The following is a 20191-nucleotide window of genomic DNA, read 5'->3' as shown; positions in this document are numbered from 1 at the left end:
AATCGAGAGAATTTGCTATGTCTAAAGCTACTGTTGTCGTTATTACCGGCGTGTCATCGGGCATCGGACGTGCCGCCGCAGAAAAATTCGCCGCACGGGGATGCCAGGTATTCGGCACCGTGCGCAGTATCGCCAACACCTCGCCGCTGCCTGGCGTCACACTCATCGAGATGGATGTGCGCGACGAAGCGTCGGTTCGCCATGGGATCGATCTGGTCATCGGCCAGGCCGGCCGCATCGACGTTCTGGTCAACAACGCGGGCACAAATCTGGTGGGCGCGGTGGAGGAAACCACCACCTACGAGGCTGCATCGCTGTTCGATACCAATGTGTTGAGCATCTTGCGCACGACGCAGGCGGCGCTCCCGCACATGCGGGCGCAGGGTCGAGGAAGGATCGTCAACGTCAGTTCGGTGCTCGGCTTTCTGCCGGCGCCGTACATGGGACTGTATTCCGCCTCCAAACATGCAGTCGAGGGACTCTCCGAGAGTCTGGACCATGAAGTGCGCCAGTTCGGCATCCGCGTCACGCTGGTCGCGCCATCCTTTACCAGGACCAATCTGGACGCCAACTCGCCTCAGGCCCATTCCAGAATCCCGGACTACGACCGCGAACGCGATCTGGCCGCGCGCACGGTCGCCAATACCGTCAGCGCCGCCCCCGCCCCTTCCGGGGTGGCTGATACGATCGTCGAAGCAGCCCTGGGGGCTTGGCGCATGCGCCGCGCGCCAGCAGGAGAGGCGTCGCTGTTGAGCAAATTGCGCCGCTTCATGCCTGCCGGCCCGGTCGACTCAAGCCTGAGAAAGACCTTCGGGCTGGCTTGAAGCTTCATCAGGAACGTCCCTATCGGTCATTCCGGAAACCACGCCTCGCCCCCACAATTCCTCCCCTTGCCCGAGGCTACCGCCCGTGCAACGGGGAATGTAACCACCAGTCATCTGTCTATACGACTGAGCCGGTTTTTCACCCCGCTTTGTTGATCAAACCCCACATTTACTTGTCGTCCGGCAATTAAAATCATTATTAACTCATGATTCGCGAGTAGACTAGGCGCACTCAATATCTGTTTGACATTTAATTTCATAATTAAAATATATGTTGCTAAATGACCCCAATCCCGCCTCGATCCGCAAAGGTCCGCCCCGGCCGCAGGACGCGACGGACCCGATCCCGGCCACCGCCAAGTCGCACGACATGGCGGACGTCGACGATATCGGCGACGCGCTGACCTTGCTGGCTTACAGCGGCGATGCCATATCGATGTACGCGGCGGGCAGCCGCACGGTGATATTGGGGCGCATTTTGTCGGTCGATCCCGAATTGCCGCATTTCGTCATTGAATTGAATGCCGGAGAGAAGTTACCACCCGGCAAAGTCACGTTCGTCGCGTGGCTGCGCAACGCCAAGCTGCAATTCGAACTGACGGACAAAAACTGGCGTTCGGCGCCCGCCCTGCCGCACCAGGTCCCACTGACGTTCCCGGAAACGTGCGAAGTGCTGAACCGGCGCGAGTCGACGCGCCAGGAAACGCCGGTGGGCGTCACGTTCATGGCGTCGTTCGTCATGAACGGCAACCCGTATGAATTGCCGCTGCACGATTTCTCGGTGGGCGGGATTGGCCTGCGCTGTGCGAAAAACGAAGCGAAGGGCTTGTTCAAGGGCCGCAAGCTGCAGGATGTGCGGCTGGACCTGGGGCCGGAAACCATCATCGTCACGGAAATGGAAATCCGCCTCACGCGCCCCTACCGCTCTTTCCTGCTGGGCGAGCAGTTGCACATCGGCTGCAAATTCATCAACCTGGACCCGGAAATGCAAAGCCGGATCGCCAGCCTGCTGGAAAACATGAACAACGCCCAGCGTAAGCGCTGAGCGGTCCCGTCCCCTACTGTTGCACGCTGCCGTCCCCCGATCGGACGGCACGCATCCGCCTTTTTGCCGGCCGCGTTCCCTCCTCCCGGCATTCCTATTCCAAATTGATATAGCTGCATGTGAAATTCATATTGGAAATACCTGCCATAGCTCGCCTAAGATGCCTTCGTCATTGACCACTTCGTCGTGTACCTCCTATGAGCACTTTTTCCACCCTGGACCTCGTGGTCTTCCTGTTTTACTTCATCCTCGTGGCCGGCTACGGCATCTGGGTTTACCGCCGCAAGCAGACCGGCTCCGGTTCGGCTTCGCACGACTACTTCCTGGCCGAAGGGTCGCTGACCTGGTGGGCCATCGGCGCTTCGCTGATCGCCTCCAACATCTCGGCCGAGCAATTCATCGGCATGAGCGGTTCCGGCTACAAGATCGGCATGGCGATCGCCGTCTATGAATTGATGGCCGCCGCCACGCTGGTGATCGTGGCTGTGTTCTTCATGCCGGTCTACCTGAAAAACCGCATCTACACGATGCCGCAATTCCTCGAGCAGCGTTACGGCAAGGCCGTGGCCACGACGATGGCCTTGTTCTGGCTGGGCCTGTACGTGGTGGTGAACCTGACGTCGATCCTGTACCTGGGCGCGCTGGCGATTTCCAGCCTGTCGGGCATCGCGCTGCTGCCCTGCATGCTGTTCCTGGCGATCTTTGCCGCCATCATCACCCTGGGCGGCATGAAAGTCATCGGCTACACCGACGTGATCCAGGTGACGTGCCTGGTGATCGGCGGCCTGGTGACGACGTGGCTGGCGCTGGACCTGGTGGCGGGCCTGGCCGGCAAGCAAGGCGCGATGGCGGGCTTCTCCGAACTGTTCGTGCGCGCCGGCGATCACTTCGAGATGGTGCTGAAACGCGACAATGCCAACTACATGGATTTGCCGGGCCTGTCGGTGCTGATCGGCGGCATGTGGATCGTCAACCTGAACTACTGGGGCTGCAACCAGTACATCACGCAGCGCGCGCTGGGCGCCGACCTGCCGACCGCGCGCAAAGGCTTGCTGTTCGCCGCGTTCCTGAAATTGCTGATGCCGGTCATCGTGGTGTTGCCAGGCATTGCCGCCTATGCGCTGGATAAATCCGGCGCGCTGGGTACCGCCATGCAGCACGGCGGCGAAATCAATCCGGACCGCGCTTACCCGGTCCTGCTGAACCTGCTGCCATCGGGCCTGAAAGGCATCGCGTTCGCCGCACTGACGGCCGCCGTGGTGGCCTCGCTGGCCGGCAAGGCCAACAGTATCGCCACCATCTTCACGCTGGACATCTACAAGAAATCCTTCAGCAAGGAAGCGTCCGAACAGCGCATGGTGTGGATCGGCCGCATCAGCGTGGTGGTCTCGATGGCGCTGGCCGTGCTGATCGCGCCAATGCTGGGCATCGATAAGAAAGGCGGCTTCCAGTACATCCAGGAATACACCGGCTTCGTCTCGCCCGGCATCCTGGCCATGTTCCTGATGGGCTTCTTCTGGAAAAAAACCACGTCCGGCGCCGCCATGTTCGCCACTATCGGCGGCCTGGTGGGCTCCATCGTGCTGAAGTTCCTGCCGCAAATGATGGACCTGTCGTTCCTGGCCCCGATCGGTTTTGCCAAGGCCACGGAATCCGGCGTGTTTGAAATTCCCTTCCTGGACCGCATGTTCATCGTGTTCTTCTTCGTGGTGGGCGGCATGGTGTTGATGAGCAAACTGGCGGAAGCCAAGCGCGCCGGCAACACCAAGGCGCTGCAGGTCGACACGTCGCTGTTCCGCGTCGACGGCGCCTTTGCCTTCGGCTCGGCCGTCATCGGCGTGGCGTTGGCGGCCATCTACGGCGCCGGCTGGTAAAGTCCTCGTACAGGAGCAGGCGCCGCGCGCCTGCTCCTGTTTTTCGGTAAGGCGCCACCGACAGCGCGCCACACATCCCCTCCCCGCCACGCGCACCATGGCGTCCCCACCGGACAACTGTGGTTTCCGGTTCGCTTTATCCCACCACTTTCCCGCACGGTCTCTGCCTGTTCGCACAGAGCGACGGCGAGGCCGGTGACTCGCACGGCCATGCTTTTGGCTCGCCAAAACATGCCAAACATGCCGACCAGTCATCCATTCCGAACTAACATCGAGGGCATGCTTCATGAATCTTTTGACACCATTTACTGTAAAAATACCAATCGAGACACTCCATGAATTGCGCTCCGCAGGACCAGCAATCAGGCCAGCCCCTTAGCCAGCAACCCAGCCAGCCACTGAGCGTCCATGCCGCCCTGGCCGGCAAGCGTGTCCTGATCACCGGCAGCACCGGTTTCCTGGCCAAGGTGGTGCTGGAAAAGCTGATCCGCACCGTGCCCGACCTGGGCGGCATCATCCTGCTGATCCGCGCCGCCGACGGCGTCGACGCCCGCGCGCGCTTCGACAGCGAGGTGGCCGCCTCCTCCGTGTTCGAGCGCCTGCGCGCCGAGCGCCCGCAATTCCTGGAACGCTTTTTTGCCGAGCGTGTCGAATGCGTCACGGGCGACGTGACGGCGCCCGGCTTCGGCCTGCGCTCGTCCGAGTTTGCGTCGCTGGCGCGCCGCGTCGACCTCATCATCAATTCCGCCGCCAGCGTGAACTTCCGCGAGGCGCTGGACGTGGCGCTGTCCATCAATACCTTCAGCGTGCGCCACATCGCCGAACTGGCGCGCGCGGCGCACGCGCCGCTGATCCAGGTTTCGACCTGCTACGTCAACGGTTACCACAAGGGCGACATGCACGAACAGAATGTCGCCCCGGCGCGCGGCGCCCTTCCCCGCCATCCCGGCGGCCACTATGACCTGGAACGCCTGCTGCAGCGCCTGGGGCACCGCATCGGGCAGATCAAGGCCGAGACCGGCGACCCGCAGCGGCTGGCGCGCCGCCTGACCAGCCTGGGGCTGGCCGAGGCGCATTATTACGGCTGGAACGACACGTACACGTTTACCAAGTGGATGGGCGAGCAGCTGGCCATGCACCACATGCGGGGCCGCGCCATGACCATCGTGCGGCCCTCCATCATTGAAAGCACGCTGCAGGAACCGGCGCCCGGCTGGATCGAAGGCGTCAAGGTGGCCGACGCCATCCTGATGGCCTACGCGCGCGGCAAGACCAGCTTCTTCCCCGCCAGGCGGCGCGCGGTGGTCGACATCATCCCGGCCGACCTGGTCGCCAACGCCATCGTGCTGGCCGGCGCCGAAGCGCTGGCCGCCCCTGCCGCGCACCGCATCTACCAGTGCAGCACGGGATCGAGCAACCCGATTTCCGTCGGCGGCGTGATCGACCGCTTCGTGACGGAGGCCCGGCGCAACTGGCGCGATTACGAGCGCCTGTTCTACCGCGCGCCCCGGCATGACTTCAGGGTGGTGAGCCGTCCGGCCTTCCTGCTGATGCTGCGCGCCAGCGGCTTTGCTGCCAGCGCATGGAGCGGCGCGCGGCGCGCGCTGGGCGCCGCGCCGTCGCCGGCGCTGGAAAAAGTGCGCACGACGCGGCTGCTGGCCACCACCTTTTCGTTTTACACGGCGCCGCAATACCGTTTCCACAACACGCGCCTGATGGCGCTGGCGGCCCGCTTCGGTCCGGACGATTTGAGGCGCTACCCGGTCGACACCAGCATCATCGACTGGAACGATTACCTGGGCCGCATCCACATGACGGGCCTGAACCGGTATGCGCTGCGGCCCCGTCCGGCCTGCAGCACGGCGGCGGTCACCGCGCAGACCACGCCGCTACCGGTGGCCGCGCCGCCACCGGCTGCTTTGGAAATGCGCTAATCACAGCAACAGCCGACGCGGCACGAAGACCACACGATAAGCAGCGCGGCCAAGGAGACAGCATCAATGAATCAACACTCGCAACCGGCCGCGCCCATGACACGGCGCGACTATGCGTGGCATCGCATGGACACCGACAACAACATCATGGTCATCAACAGTATCCTGCTGTTCGAAGGCCCGGTGGACATGGAGCGCCTGGTGTCCACCATCGCGCAGCGCCTGCCGAACTATCCGCGCTTCACGCAGAAAGTCGAATTGCGGCGCGGCCGCCCGCGCTGGGTGGAAGACCAGCACTTCAACATCACGGACCACATCAAGCTGGAAAAGATGGCGCAGGACGTCAGCCGCGATGCGCTGCAGGGCCACCTGACGCGGCTGGCCCACCTGCCGCTGGCCGGCGGCCGTCCGCTGTGGCACATGACGGTGCTGGACCGCGTCAACGGCGGCCACGCCATCGTGTTCCGCGTGCACCACTGCATCACCGACGGGCTGGGACTGGTGCACGTGCTGAACCACCTGACCGACGACAACGGCCTGCATTGCCGCACGCCGTCGCCGGCCGACCATCCACACCGCGCCTCCGTGGTGCAGAACGCCGTCTGCTCGGCGCTGGTGCGCGGCATCTCCAACCTCAAGATCGCGTTCCACGTCACGCGCCTGTCGATGCTGTGGCCCGATGCGCGCACGCCGCTGAAAAACCGCATGTATGGCGAGAAGCAGCTGGTGTGGCTGCCGCCGCTGCAAATGGAACGGGTGCGCGCCATGAGCAAGCGCATGGGCGTGACGTTGAACGATGTATGGGTGGCGGCCGTCTCCGGCGCGCTGCGCACTTACCTGGAGCAGCGCGGCCAGCACGTCGATGGCCGCGCGCTGCGCGCCGCCGTCACGTTCAACCTGCGCGAAAAAGCCAACGCCTTCCAGCTCGGGAATGAATTCGGCCTGGTCGCGGTCGACCTGCCGACCAATGTCGGCGACGCCGTCACGCGGCTGCAACAGTCGAGCGCGCGCATGACGGCCATCAAGCGCTCGCACCAGCCGCGCGCCACCATGGCGTTCCTGTCGATCGCCGGCTGCCTGCCGACCGCCTTGCAGCACTTCGCACTGAACCTGTTCACGTCCAAGGGATCCGTGGTGCTGACCAATATCGAGGGCCCGGGCGGGCGGCGCTACCTGGCCGGTTCGCGCATGACGGACCTGATCTGCTGGGTGCCGCAGGCGGGCAAGCTGGGCGTGGGGCTGGCGTTCATTTCGTACGCCGGGCAGATCCAGCTGGCGCTGTTCGTGGACAAGGAGCAGGTGCCCGACCCGGAGCGTCTGATGGAACTGACTTATGCCGCATTCGATGAACTGGAGGAAGCCACGCGCGAACTGGCGCCGGAGCACGAAGGCGCCGCCGTCGCGCTGGCGGAACTGGGAAGTCCGTAGTAAGCAAAGGGTAAGCAACCGCACTTACGATTCGCTCCATGCCCGCACCGCATCAGCCAGCGGGCCGATCAAAGAAATGGAGACGAAAGTGGAACAAGACATTGTGCAGCGGGTCAAGGCTGACCCCAATTACCAGAAGCTGGTCAAAACCCGTTCCCGCTACAGCTGGACGCTGGCGTGGGCCGTGATGATCGTCTATTACGGCTTTACCGCGCTGAACGCGTTCGACAAGCCCTTCATGGCGGCGAAGATCGGCGAAGGCGTCATGTCGCGCGGCGTGCCGATCGGCTTGTTCGTGATCGTGTTTACCGTCGCCATCACGGGCATCTACGTGCGCCGCGCCAACCGCGAATTCGATGCGCTGACCGAGGCCATCCACAAGAATGCCGCTGCGGCCACTGAGCCAGTCGAGGCCGCGGCATGAACATCTTCACGCTCTCCCGCGCCACCATGACGGCAGTGCTGGCCTTGCTGGCCGGCACCGCCGTGGCAGCCCCCGACCTCGGCCAAGCCACCAAGCAAGCCACCAACTGGACCGCGATCATCATGTTTGCGGCGTTCGTGCTGCTGACGCTGTTCATCACCAAGCAAGCCGCCAAGCGCACCCGCTCTGCGTCCGATTTCTATACGGCCGGCGGCGGTATCACCGGCTTCCAGAATGGCCTGGCGATTGCCGGCGACTTCATGTCGGCCGCGTCCTTCCTCGGCATTTCCGCCGCCGTGTTTGCCAACGGCTTCGATGGCCTGATCTATGCGATCGGCTTCCTGGTGGGCTGGCCCGTGCTGACCTTCCTGATGGCCGAACGGCTGCGCAACCTGGGCCGCTTCACGTTCGCCGACGTTGCCGCGTACCGCTTCGCGCAAAAGCCGGTGCGCATGTTCGCCGCGTCCGGCACGCTGGTCACCGTGCTGTTCTACCTGATCGCGCAGATGGTCGGCGCGGGCCAGTTGATCAAACTGCTGTTCGGCCTGGATTACTACGTCGCCGTGGTACTGGTCGGCGTGCTGATGATGGTGTACGTGCTGTTCGGCGGCATGACCGCCACCACGTGGGTGCAGATCATCAAGGCTGTACTGCTGCTGGCCGGCACCAGCTTCATGGCGTTCTCCGTGCTGTCGATGTATAACTTCAGCTTGTCGGCGCTGTTCGCCAACGCCGTCGAAGTGCACGCGAAAAAAGACGCCATCATGGGTCCGGGCGGCTTCATCAAGGACCCGATCTCGGGCATCTCGTTCGGCATGGCGCTGATGTTCGGCACCGCCGGCCTGCCGCACATCCTGATGCGCTTCTTCACCGTGCCAAACGCCAAGGAAGCGCGCAAGTCGGTGCTGTGGGCCACCACGTGGATCGGCTATTTCTATGCGCTGGTGTTCATCATCGGCTTCGGCGCCATCGTGCTGGTCGGCACCAACCCGGGCTTCAAGGATGCCGCGGGCAAGCTGCTGGGCGGTGACAACATGGCGGCCGTGCACCTGGCGAAAGCCGTCGGCGGCGACATCTTCCTCGGTTTCATTTCCGCCGTGGCGTTCGCCACCATCCTGGCCGTGGTGGCCGGCCTGACCTTGTCCGGCGCATCGGCGGTGTCGCATGACCTGTATGCGACGGTGATCAAGAAGGGCCGCCCCGCCCCGGGCAGCGAATTACGCGTCTCGAAGTTCACCACCATCGTGCTCGGCGTCATTGCCGTGCTGCTGGGCATCGTGTTCGAGAAACAGAACGTCGCCTTCATGGTGTCGCTGGCCTTCGCCATCGCCGCCTCCGCCAACTTCCCCGTGCTGTTCATGTCGGTCCTGTGGAGCAAATGCACGACGCGTGGCGCCACCGTCGGCGGCTTCCTCGGCCTGTTCACGGCCGTGACCCTGACCGTGCTGTCGAAGTCGGTGTGGGTCGACGTGTTCCATAACGCGCAAGCCATCTTCCCGTACACGTCGCCGGCGCTGTTCTCGATGACCGTGGGCTTCGTCGGCATCTGGCTGGTCTCGGTGCTGGACAAGAGCCCGCGCGCCGCGATTGACCGGGCCGGATTCGAGGCGCAGGAAGTGCGTTCGGAAACCGGTATCGGCGCGGCGGCAGCCAGCGCGCATTAAGCGCCGGTAAGGCACCATCCTCCGTAAAACCGAACCCCGAAAGCCGGTAACGGCCTTCGGGTTTTTTTTCATGGGCGGCGCGCGCGGGCAACGATCAGTCGCGACTACCGGCACTGGCCGGCGGGCACCAGCACGGCTGCGCCGCGCACCCTGCCGGCGCGCAGGTCGGCCAGCGCGGCATTGGCCTGTTCCAACGGATAGGTCTGGACTTCGGCCCGCAACGGATAACGGGCCGCCAGCGCAAGGAATGCATGGGCGTCGGCGCGGGTCAGGTTGGCCACCGAGCGGATGGTCCGTTCGCCCCACAGCAGGGCATACGGAAAGGCTGGAATGTCGCTCATGTGGATGCCGCCGCAGATGACCGCCCCGCCTTTGCGCACCGCGGCCAGCGCGCGCGGCACCAGCGCGCCATCCGGCGCGAAAATCAGCGCGGCGTCCAGCGCCACCGGCGGCGGCTGGTCGGAACCGCCCACCCATGCCGCGCCGAGCTGGCGCGCAAGCGCCTGCGCCTGCAGGTCGCCCGGCCGGGTAAAGGCATACACCTGGCGCCCTTCGTAGCGCGCCAGTTGCGCCAGCAAATGCGCGGCGGCGCCGAAGCCGTACAGCCCCAGCCGCTCCGCCGCGCCCGCCATCGCATAAGTGCGATAACCGATCAGGCCGGCGCATAGCAGGGGCGCCGCATGGACCGCGTCGTAGCCGGGAGGAATCGGGTAAGTGTAGTCAGCGGCGGCCACCATGTACTCGGCATAGCCGCCATTGTTGTCGCAACCGTTAAAACGGATCGCATCGCACAGGTTTTCGGCGCCGCTGGCACAAGCGCGGCATGCGCCGCACGCGCCTGCCAGCCACCCGGCGCCGACCAGGTCGCCGGCACGCAGCCCTGTAACGCCAGGCCCCAGCCCGGCAACCCGGCCCACCACTTCATGGCCCGGTACCACGGGACAGGCTGCCGCCACCTCGCCATCGAGTAAATGCAGGTCGGTGCGGCAAACCCCGCAGGCTTCCACCCGCAACAGCACCTGCCCTGCCAGCGGCGCCGGCACCGGCAGGTGCACCGCGCGCAACGGTACGCCCGGCGCCACCAATTGCATGGCCAGCATGGCGTCGCCTTGCGTGCAGTTCCTGTCCGGCATTGGCATGGCTATCCCGCTGGCCTTGCCGGCGCGCCTTAGTTGATGGTCACGTGCTTGGACGCCTTGCCCGCCTTCTTGGGCAAGGTCAGTTCCAGCACGCCTTCGGCGTACCTGGCCACGACTTTTCCATCATCGATGTCATGCGCGAGGTTGAAGGTGCGCCGCTGTTCACCGTAGTAGCGCTCGGTGCGCAGCAGCTTGCCGTGCTTTTCCTCGCTTTCCTGCTTCAGTTCCGCGCAGATGGATACCTGGCTCCCTTCGACATCGACCTTGATGTCTTCCTTTTTCACGCCGGGAATTTCCGCCTTCACGGTGTACGCGGTATCGCTCTCGGACACATCGAGCTTGATGCGCGGCTCGGGCCGGAAGTCGCGCAGCGCAGGGCGCAGGCTGAAGTCGCGCATCCACTCATCGATACCGTTGAAGGGGTCGAATCGCGCAATTTCCGCAAATGGATCAAAGCGTGTCAGGTTATTTGCCATGATAGTCCTCACTGTTCAATCTACGGTTGGTCAATCGGGCACAGCGCCCTGCTCCGCCAGGAACAGGACACCTGCTCCTTCGGCTAAAAACATCATATTGAGGCAGACAAAAGAGTTAAATGATCCAAGTCAAATTCATCGCAGATTGCGGTCGCGAAGCAGCCCGTCTTTTCAGGCCATGACAAGCGGCAATTGGTCCCGCATTTGATCTGGATCATTTAACTTTCAGGGTACACTCCCTAGTATGACTTGCGCCGGACCAGCATCGCCGGCATCCGATGGCCGGCGGCGGGCAGACCGGACAACGCCGCAGCGCGCCATCCATTGCATTCAATCCTGGAGGCCATATGGAACATTTCACCCCGGCAGCCCGCACGCGCGTGCTCGACATTCTGCAACAAGGCCGCGACATGACACTGGCGACCGTGCGGCCTGACGGCTACCCGCAGGCCACGACCGTCAGCTATATCCACGACGGATTGACACTGTACGCAGGTGTCGGCCTGGGCAGCCAGAAAGCCACCAATATCCAGCAGAACAACAAGGTCTCCGCGACCATCAATCTCGACTACGACGACTGGCGCCGGATCCGGGGCCTGTCTTTCGGAGGAACCGCTGAATTCGTGCAAGGCAAGGACGAGATCGAACGCATCGAGCAGGCTTTCCTGCGCAAGTTCCCGCAGATCACAACGTTCGTCCCGGATGCGGGGACGCTGCCCTGGCCCGGATTGCTGTTTCTGCGCATCGTACCGGCCGTGATTTCCCTGCTCGATTACAGCATTGGCTTTGGCCATACGGAACTGTATGGCGTCCAGCCGGAGGGCTGAGGCGTCGGACAACTTGACATCAGCCCATGCAGCGGCGCCGGCGTGCAGTGAAGTACGTGATTTATCAGCTTCAAGAACCACTGGCATGGAAACTGCGGCATCCGTTCCCACACGGAGTCCGCCATGCCACCCTGCCCCCCATTCCTGTGCCGCGCCGCATGCCTCGCCTGGACCGCGCTGGCGGTTCTGATGACGCGGCCCGCCGCCGCGTCGCAGGCAGCCGAGCGCGACCTGTTACAGACCCGTGCTTTTACGCTGGTGCTGCACCATGCCACGGCGGTGGCCAATCCGGCCCAGCACCAGGCCGGCATCACCATTACCTCGCCCGTCCCTGCGGCACTGGACCGCCAGGGCAGGTTCTGGCCCGCCTTCGGCCCCGCTGCCGCGCCGCAACTGTCGCTGCAGGCAGCCGGTGTCGATGAGGATATCGCCGGCCTGCCCGTCGTCCCCGCCGGCGATCCGCAGCGGCAGGCTGGGCCGGAACCGGGTTACCTGTGGCGGCAAGACATTCCCGCCCGCCACTGGCTGGTGGCAGGCTACAGCAATTACTACGGCCCGCCAGGACGCTTGCTGACGGGCCCGGGCCGGCAGCAAGTGCTGGGGCTGCAAATCCAGTCGCACCACACGGCACAGTTCGAGAACGGCGTCCACGTATTACACATGGCGGTTGAATTGCGCAACAGCGGCGACCGTCCGCTGCATGACGTGCACTTCAGGCTGTGTTTTACCAACACCGTGGCCGTGCAGGGCGCCGCCGCCGCGCTGCCGCTGTTTCGCAGCACCGGCCACCGTGTCGAGGGCGAAGCCGGTTACAGCAATACCGCGCACGTCGACGGTTTCGGGCGGCGCGCGACATCCGGCCATGCCGCCATCTTGGCAGTCCCCCTGCTCCAGCCGTTGGAAAGCCGCACATTCCGGTTGGAGGTGCGCGGCAGTGCCGTGGCGCCCGCCGCCGAATTACACCCCGTCTACCTGATCGGCTTGCGCGAAGCGCCGGGCGGTGAACGGCTGTGGCCGGCCAGCATCGTGAACGGGGCCGCAGTGCCCGGCCCGCGCCACTACTACCGCCAGGCGGCGTTGCTGATACCGGCGCCTTACCGTTTTTCCCTGCGCGGTCCGCACGCGGAAGTGACCGCCATCCCTCCAGCCACCGATTGACCCACCCGACAGGAGCCTGCCATGCCTCACACCATGCCATTTCCCCGCCTAGCATTGCGGATGCCGCGCTGCCTGCTGCCAGCCTGCCTGCTGCTGGCCAGCCTGCTACTTGCGCCGCCCCTGCGGGCGGCCAACGAAAGCGCGCGGATTGAAATTCTCCAGTCGAGCAACCCGGCCTTTGCCACACTGGACCGCGTGCGCGTCGAACAGATCGTGCGCACCACGCTGCTGGCGGACAGCAGCACGCCTTACCTGCTGGCCAGGATCCGCGTCCGGTTCGACGCCACCGGCATGCCGCGCCACCTGGTGGTTTACCTGGCGCGCGCCGATATTTCCCAGGCCGATACTGCGCGCATCACGCTGTCCCCTGGCTATGTGGTGAGCGCAGTCGACCTTGCATACCAGCAGCAGGAAAGCGATCTCGAGCCCGGCACGTTCACGGTGCAGGACGCCGACATGCTGTTCGAGACCCCGGTCGACTTCATCGCGAGCGCCGTGGCTGGCGTCCAGCGTGGCTGCCAGCTCGGCGCCGCCGCCGGCTATGTTTGCGACACGGCCGTGGGCGGTGACGCCGGCGTGCAGGACATCCGCAATTACCTGCTGGCGCCGCGCCTGAAGGCACTGGGTAATATCGGCCATGGCAACCCCGACGGGATCCAGCTTGCCGACGGCATGCTGGCCAGCCAGTGGTTTACCACGCTGCCGTCCGGCACGCTGGCCGGCAAACTGCTGTATTTCAACTCCTGCCAGGTCCATAACGCACCGCTCGAGCCCGCCATCATGGGCGCCGGCGCGCGCACCTATATCGGCGGCGACCTCAGCCTGCCGATCGGCAGTTCGGAAGAAGTTTTCAAATGTTTCTGGGACGCCACGCTGAACGACAAACAGCCGATGGGAGCGGCCCTGGGCGCCTGCGAAGATGCACAGGGCCTGACGGGATTCCATGGTCTGTCCGGCGATGCCGGCCGCTTCACGGACAACCGGGTCGGCGACGACGACGGCTATCACCCCGGCGACGTGGCGGACCGCGCACCCGCGTCACCCCGTGTAGCGCGTGTGCTGTCGTACTTTGCAGGCCAGTTGGGCCAGCACGCAGGCGTCGGCCTCGATATGGGCGGCGCCGACCGGCCGGTCGGCCTGACCCACGTGCTGGCGCTGCCCCCGCAGGCGCGCGTCACCGCCGCCAGGGTGACCATACGCCTGCGCGGGACCAGCAGCCTGGTCAAAAACGACGTCATCCTGTACAACGACTCCGTGTCGGCCACCGAGGCGGAGCGCGAACCCTGCGGTCCCCTGGCGCAGTGCGACGGACTGCAGCCGTTCCTGCCCTATATTGCGCTGCGCGACCTGCTTGGATTCGAACCGGTGGCGGGCGTCGATTACGACGTGCACATCGACCTTGCCAGGGTCCCGCTGCGCCTGCGCGACAGCACGGGAGGGGCGGGCGGATCCCAGGCGCCGCGGCCGGACGTCTACCGCAACTTGCTCGGCGTATTGGCCAGCGGCCGCCTCGACCTGATCGTCGGCGACGACAGCATGATCGATTATTCCGAATTGACGCTCACGTATACGCTGCCGTCCGCCGCGCCGGGCGACCTGGACGGCGATTCGGCAATCGACCGCAATGATCTCGACCTGGTCCTGAATGCAGTGGGAACCGACGCCACGGCCGGCGGCGATCCGCGCGACCTGGACCACGATGGCCGCATCACCGTGCTCGATGCGCGCAAGCTGACGCTGCTGTGCAACAAACCCCAATGCGCCCGTTGATTCCTGAGGAGAACCTGCCATGAAAAAAATGCTATTCGCCGCAGCCTTGTGCCTGACCCTGGCCGCATCCATCCGGCCGGCGCACGCACTGGCCATCTCGCTGTTCCCTCGCACCGGCCTGACCGTCCACAGATTTGACGACGTGTTTATCGACGTCAACCTGACCGGCTTGCGCCCTGCCGGCCTCAACCGGACACTGGGGGCATTCGAAGTGGACCTGCTGTTCGATCCGAACCTGTTCCAGAAAATCGATACGCCGCCAGCCGGATGGGGCATGGGCCTGGGCGGCGTGCCGGCCGGCGAAGCACTGGCGTCCATGGTTCTGACCGCGCCCGGTATCCTGCATCTCAGCGCGGTATCCCTGCTGGAAGCCAGCCCGGCCGGCTGCGTCTTCTGCACCGGCCCGTACCTGGCGGATTTACAGGCGGACAGCTTCCGCCTCGCCACCGTGGGCCTGTATGCGTACAACCCGAATCTTCCCGAGGGCGTCACCACCGTGCGCACCAGCTCCGCCATACTGGGCGATGGCGATGGCAACCGCCTCCCCGATGTGCCGGACACCATGCTCCAGCTGAGCGTCCCCGAACCCGGCACGCTGGCATTGCTGCCACTGGGACTGGCATGTGCTGCGGTCATTGGTAAGCGCCGCCGCGCATCAGCCCGCTTCAATACGGCCGTGACATGACAATCGCGACCGCATGAGTCCGTCCGGCGCGGCAGGATGCGCACTGTGCAGTACAATTCCGGACACCTGACAACCCGGGAGTTCCCATGGATACGACCCCACCTCCGCTGCGGCCGGTCGACCCACCGGCGTTTCCATCGCCAGCATGAAGCAGCGACAGTGAGCAGGTGGCGGACATGCCCGCGCCATCTGTCGCAGGCGCGGGCAGGGACTCTGGCGCTTAAAAACTTTCCCAATCAGCGAACCGGGGCGGCGCCTGCGTCCCGCTTCCCGCGTCCGGACTGGCCGCGCCGGCGGTACCGGCGCCGACCAGATGCAGCACGGCTTTCGCCGCCGGCCTGGCCTGCGCCGCAGCCGGCGCGATCCCGGTATTGAACACCGCCACCGTCACCGACAGGTTCGTCGCCAGATCCCGCAGCGAATCCGCAGCGGCGGCCGCTTCCTCGACCAGTGCCGCGTTTTGCTGCGTCACGGTGTCCATCTCGGTTACCGCATGGTTGATCTGCTCGATCCCCGCCTCTTGCTCGCGGCCCGCCGCAGCGATCTCACTCATGACACTGCTAACCTGCTGCACACTGTGCACGACCGAGCGCATGGTGTCTCCGGCATTCGTGACAAGCGCGGCGCCACGCGTCACCTGGTCCACGGATTCGCCGATCAGGCTCTTGATTTCCTTCGCCGCCGCAGCGGAGCGCTGGGCGAGATTGCGCACTTCCGTTGCGACCACGGCAAACCCGCGGCCCTCTTCGCCAGCCCGCGCCGCTTCAACGGCGGCATTCAGCGCCAGGATGTTGGTTTGGAAAGCGATGGCGTCGATGGTGGCGATAATGTCGACAATCTTTTGCGATGCCGCATGAATGCCATCCATGGTCTGGACCACTTGCTCGACCACGATCCCCCCTTCCCTCGCCACATCGGTTGCCGCGCTGGCCAGCCGCTCCGCGTGGCGCAAATGTTCGGCATTATGGCGTACGGTCGACGTCATTTCTTCCATCGACGACGCCGTTTCTTCCAGCGTACCGGCCTGCTGTTCGGTCCGGGATGACAAGTCGAGATTTCCGGTTGCGATCTGTTCGGTGGCGGTGGCGATCGAATCTGTCCCGGCACGCACTTCGCGCACGATCTTCAACAGCGACGCGTTCATCGATTGCAATGCCGCCAGCATCTCGCCGGTTTCATCATGGCTGCCGACAGAAATTTCGGCGGTCAGGTCGCCGGCAGCGACGCGCTTCGCCACTTGAACCGCTTCGGTCAACGGCGTGACCACGCCAGCAATCATTTTTGCGATGGCGAGCGTGCTGGCGACAACCGCTATGCCGAGCAGGATGGAAATCGCAACCAGCGTCAGGTCCGCTTTACGTTTGGAATGCTCGGCGTGTCCCGCCATCAACTCATCCTGGAGCGATATGAATCGCTGTATCGTCTCAAAATAGCGCAATTGCGCCGGGCTTACCTCGTTGATCAGCAGTGCTTTCGCGTCCTCCCGCTGGTCCGCCTTGACCAGATCAACGAAGCGGTCCCGCAGCGGCAGGAACTGGGTGCGTGCCGTACGCACCTCGCGCAGCAAGGCCCTGCCTTTTTCCAGCCGCAGCATGCCCTCTATTTTCCCCAATGTTGCATTGATCACGCCGGTGGATTCAGCCATGTTGGCAATTTCCCTGGCGCGCGCCGCCGGCTCGTCAAAGACCAGGAGATCAGACATATTGCGCGCGGTCTCGTTCAATTCGTCCTTGACCAATTGCGACTGCAGGGTCTTCTGATAGTCAATCGCCGCCAGGTCAATCTGCGTGACGAGGTCATTGATGGCCCATAACGAGACCCCGCCGACACCCAGCATCAAGGTGAGGACAAAGCCAAAGCCAACCACCAGCTTGCGGCGGATTTTCCAATTCTTGAACGCCATGTCGGTTCTCCTTTCAGGCCGCAAGCTTCAGGGGCGGGAGATATGCCCGCCCCCCAACCAGCCAGTTGGAAGAAACAAGGCTCCCCGGTTCCTGGTCCCGCTCAATATCGATGTGAAAGAAATATTCACCTGCCCGAACGGCCAGGAGTTGGCGGCCGACCACCGCTGCACTGTCGATTGTCATAACGTTCCCTTTGTTGAAGCACGCCGCCGACGCGGCGGGCAAAGCACCATTGCTAGAGACGGCGGGGCGAGGCCGGGTGGGAAGCGGCGACTACGGGAATGGGGTAGTCATTAAAGCTGTCCGGGCAGAAATTGCACTGGATTGCTACAAAATAGATGTGCAGCTTAATTATTATTAGTTACAAATAGTGGCACAAAAATTTCCCAAAATTAATGACATGGATCAGTTTTTGATCAAATTTATTAAATTCATCATTTATTCTCGCCGCAGCGTCGTTTTGGCTGGCGCACGAGCGAAGCATCTTTATTTTCACACTCGCGCACGGTGACGTCGGGCTTAACTGCCCGAAACCACCCGAAAACGGCATTATTTCATTCAAAACGCGTTAATTTCATCTTGCTATTTTCAGGTAGCAATAGTGTTGGTACTATCGGTTGCCATTGAGCACTGCACAAGTGCGCGATAGGCAAATTCCCTCTTTCGTTGTCGCCTCATCCCCGCCTCAGCGAAGTCGCCTTTAACGGGCATCCGTTTCACCACGCGCCTTACTCCTGCGCCCATTCCCTCATCCGTTAATCCATTTAGCGAGGCTGCGTGCAGCCGAACGCCAGAGCACACTATCAGACACTGCTGTGATACATCTCAACAACGGGACTTCGACAATACCGACAACAAAAGCCGCAGTAGACAGTCCCGATGGCGCCGTTGCAGCAAGACCGATCCAGTGCAACGCTTCCACGCAAATTGTGGCAACCGATCCCCCCCAACACCACGGTGGAGAGGGCCGCCCAGTCCGCTTCCAGATAAGTTAAAGAGGCTCATGTCCAACGTACCGCAACCCAGCAGCTTGTTCGTATTGACGCCGTCGTCGCCACGGCATCCCACCACTTCGTTGTACGATGCCCACGGCATATTCGGCCCCGGTGTGCATCTCATGCGCAACGTGAATTTCGTCAGCAAGGCGATACTGATCTCGGGCCTGTTCCTGTTGACCATTGCCTATCTGCTGTATTTGTTCGTGACCGCCGCCAGTACGGAGCAACAAGTTGCCAAGGCCGAGCGGCAAGGGATCGTTTATAACCGCGCCTTGCTGGAATTGCTGGCGCAGAGCCAGGTGTTGCGCAATGAAGCGCTGCATGCCGTGGAAAACGGCAAGCCGCTGCCCGCGGTCACCCAGGCCAGCCAAATAGCAGGGCAACTGGCCAGGCTTACAGAACTGGAACAGCAATTTGGCCATGAACTGGAAACCGGCAACCTGGCGGCGAACCTCCGCGAAGGCTTGACCAAGGCGGCGGCCGAGACCCAACCAGGTCCAGCTTTGCTGTTGTACGACCGTTGGATACGATTGATCCTCGATAGCATCGCGACCGTCACACGTACGTCGCAACTTGCCCTGGATCCAGAGCAATCGACGTATTATCTGATGTTGGCTTCATTTGAACGCCTGCCAGAGTTATTGGAACAAAGTGCGCGCATGCAGGTGCTTGGTGAGCTGGCACTACGCGGTGGCCAGGCGCTGACGCCACTCGAGATCAGCCAGTTCCACAGAGCGGCCAACATTATCGAGTTCGCGGTGGGGAAGCGACAGGAAGACATCAAGTTTGCGCGCGGCAGCGATAGCATCGCGCATACCTTGAAAACCGCAGACGCGTCGCTGAAGCGTTTCCTCGCCGATGCGAACGATTACTTGATCAACCAGGATGTCATCGACCCGCGCAACGCGTTGCTATTGCGGGACACGGCAAAAATAGCCCTTGCCGACAATTATGCCCTGGCACGGCAACTGATCGATGAATTGGATCTCCAGATCAAGGCCCGACTGAATCGCTCGCGCCAATACATGTACAGCATGGGTATCGCGGTAGGCGTCATCTTGGTCGTTGCCGGCTACTTCTTTGCCTGCTTCTACCGCGCCACACTGGGTGGCTTACGCCTGGTGTCAGCACATCTGAAAGAGATGTCGACCGGTGACCTTCGCCGCACGCCCGCCGATCCGCTTGGCAACGACGAACCCGCCATAGTAATCCGGGACCTGCAACAAACCTACGCGGCACTGCACGGACTGGTCAAGCTGGTGCATGGATCTGCCGATGCGCTGCACGCAACCAGTGCTGAAATCACCGGTGCCAGCATGGACTTATCCGAGCGTACCGCCGCCTCTGCCGCGGCGCTGGAAGAACAGGCGGCCACGATGGAGCAGATCGGCTCCGTGGCGGCGCAGAACACGGATCAGATAGAGTCCGCCGCCAGCTTTGCGCACGAGAATGAACAAAGTGCCGAAGAGGGCGGGAAGATCATCAGCGGCGTGGTCGACGCAATGAACCACATTGATGCCCATTCGGTCAAAATCAGCCACATCATAGGCGTTATCAATGAAATAGCTTTCCAGACCAACATCCTGGCTTTGAATGCGGCGGTCGAGGCAGCGCGGGCCGGTGAACAGGGCCGGGGATTTGCCGTGGTTGCCAGCGAAGTACGCAGTCTGGCACAGCGCAGCGCCACTGCGGCGGCGGAAATCAAAGGTTTAATCACTGAAAGCGTAGCCCAGGTCAGCCAAGGTACAGCCGTCGCCGGGGAGGCGGGTGCGGCAATGCAACACATCGTGGAAAACGCACGCAAGATCAAACTTCACCTCGCCGACGTCGCCGATGCATCGCGGGAACAAGCTGGCGGCGTGCTCCAAGCCGCTGCCGCGATCCAGGAACTGGACCGCAACACCCAGGCCAATGCCAGCCTGGTCGAAGAAACGGCAGCTGCCGCCACCATGCTTTCAGGCCAAGCGGAACAATTACAGAACGAAATCGCGAATTTCAGGGTGCACTAGCGCCGGTCCTGCGCAGCCGCCGGCCTGAGCGG

Annotated in this window: 15 protein-coding genes; 12 read left to right on the top strand and 3 right to left on the bottom strand. The window is 63.1% G+C overall.

All coding sequences use genetic code 11. The features are described 5' to 3' along the window. The first annotated feature begins 17 nt into the window (after positions 1-17). The 7 genes from GJ700_RS09905 (at position 18) to GJ700_RS09875 (ending at position 9193) form a co-directional block, all read left to right on the top strand. A complete protein-coding gene (locus GJ700_RS09905) occupies positions 18-824 on the top strand; it encodes an oxidoreductase (protein ID WP_154373165.1) in 807 nt (268 codons plus the stop codon). Positions 825-1095: 271 nt separating this feature from the next. Beyond that, positions 1096-1869 carry a flagellar brake protein gene (locus GJ700_RS09900; protein ID WP_229506903.1) on the top strand — a complete coding sequence of 258 codons (774 nt, stop codon included), beginning with the start codon at positions 1096-1098 and terminating at the stop codon, positions 1867-1869. Between the two features lie 197 nt (positions 1870-2066). Then, positions 2067-3743 carry a sodium:solute symporter family transporter gene (locus GJ700_RS09895; protein ID WP_154373163.1) on the top strand — a complete coding sequence of 559 codons (1677 nt, stop codon included), beginning with the start codon at positions 2067-2069 and terminating at the stop codon, positions 3741-3743. 335 nt (positions 3744-4078) lie between these two features. Next, a complete protein-coding gene (locus GJ700_RS09890; protein WP_154373161.1) occupies positions 4079-5677 on the top strand; it encodes a fatty acyl-CoA reductase in 1599 nt (532 codons plus the stop codon). Between the two features lie 66 nt (positions 5678-5743). Next, entirely contained in the window at positions 5744-7105 is a 1362-nt protein-coding gene (locus GJ700_RS09885) for a wax ester/triacylglycerol synthase family O-acyltransferase (protein WP_154373159.1), read from the top strand. 88 nt (positions 7106-7193) lie between these two features. Beyond that, positions 7194-7529, top strand: a complete 336-nt coding sequence (locus tag GJ700_RS09880; RefSeq protein ID WP_371867898.1) for a DUF485 domain-containing protein — start codon at positions 7194-7196, stop codon at positions 7527-7529. Continuing rightward, positions 7526-9193 (top strand): cation acetate symporter, encoded by a 1668-nt coding sequence (locus tag GJ700_RS09875; RefSeq protein ID WP_371867897.1) that lies wholly within the window; start codon positions 7526-7528, stop codon positions 9191-9193. The genes GJ700_RS09880 and GJ700_RS09875 overlap by 4 nt, the downstream gene beginning before the upstream one ends. Positions 9194-9297: 104 nt before the next feature. On the opposite strand, the gene GJ700_RS09870 is transcribed toward GJ700_RS09875, so the two are convergent. Together GJ700_RS09870 and GJ700_RS09865 are read right to left on the bottom strand one after the other, a co-directional pair. Beyond that, positions 9298-10293 carry a zinc-dependent alcohol dehydrogenase family protein gene (locus GJ700_RS09870; RefSeq protein ID WP_154373442.1) on the bottom strand — a complete coding sequence of 332 codons (996 nt, stop codon included), beginning with the start codon at positions 10291-10293 and terminating at the stop codon, positions 9298-9300. 68 nt (positions 10294-10361) lie between these two features. Beyond that, positions 10362-10808, bottom strand: coding sequence for an Hsp20/alpha crystallin family protein (locus GJ700_RS09865; protein ID WP_154373155.1), 447 nt, complete (start codon positions 10806-10808; stop codon positions 10362-10364). Positions 10809-11155: 347 nt separating this feature from the next. Here GJ700_RS09865 and GJ700_RS09860 point away from each other — a divergent pair, with 347 nt between their 5' ends. From GJ700_RS09860 to GJ700_RS09845, 4 genes are all read left to right on the top strand, one after another. Next, complete coding sequence (locus GJ700_RS09860) at positions 11156-11635, top strand: pyridoxamine 5'-phosphate oxidase family protein (protein ID WP_154373153.1); 480 nt, start codon at positions 11156-11158, stop codon at positions 11633-11635. A 123-nt stretch (positions 11636-11758) separates the two neighbouring features. Then, on the top strand, positions 11759-12793 hold the full coding sequence (locus GJ700_RS09855; RefSeq protein WP_154373151.1) for a hypothetical protein: 1035 nt from the start codon (positions 11759-11761) through the stop codon (positions 12791-12793). Positions 12794-12814: 21 nt separating this feature from the next. Further along, complete coding sequence (locus tag GJ700_RS09850) at positions 12815-14563, top strand: hypothetical protein (RefSeq protein ID WP_154373149.1); 1749 nt, start codon at positions 12815-12817, stop codon at positions 14561-14563. A gap of 19 nt (positions 14564-14582) precedes the next feature. After that, positions 14583-15248 (top strand): PEP-CTERM sorting domain-containing protein, encoded by a 666-nt coding sequence (locus GJ700_RS09845; RefSeq protein ID WP_154373147.1) that lies wholly within the window; start codon positions 14583-14585, stop codon positions 15246-15248. A 220-nt stretch (positions 15249-15468) separates the two neighbouring features. Here GJ700_RS09845 and GJ700_RS36065 read toward each other — a convergent pair whose 3' ends face one another. After that, positions 15469-17151, bottom strand: coding sequence for a methyl-accepting chemotaxis protein (locus GJ700_RS36065; RefSeq protein ID WP_154373145.1), 1683 nt, complete (start codon positions 17149-17151; stop codon positions 15469-15471). A 1004-nt stretch (positions 17152-18155) separates the two neighbouring features. Between GJ700_RS36065 and GJ700_RS09835 the strand changes: the two genes are divergently transcribed. Then, a complete protein-coding gene (locus tag GJ700_RS09835) occupies positions 18156-20159 on the top strand; it encodes a methyl-accepting chemotaxis protein (RefSeq protein ID WP_154373143.1) in 2004 nt (667 codons plus the stop codon). Positions 20160-20191 lie beyond the last annotated feature (32 nt).

It is taken from the genome of Pseudoduganella rivuli (assembly GCF_009674485.1).
GTDB lineage: Bacteria > Pseudomonadota > Gammaproteobacteria > Burkholderiales > Burkholderiaceae_D > Rugamonas > Rugamonas rivuli_B.
This window is presented reverse-complemented; position numbering and strand designations above follow the sequence as displayed.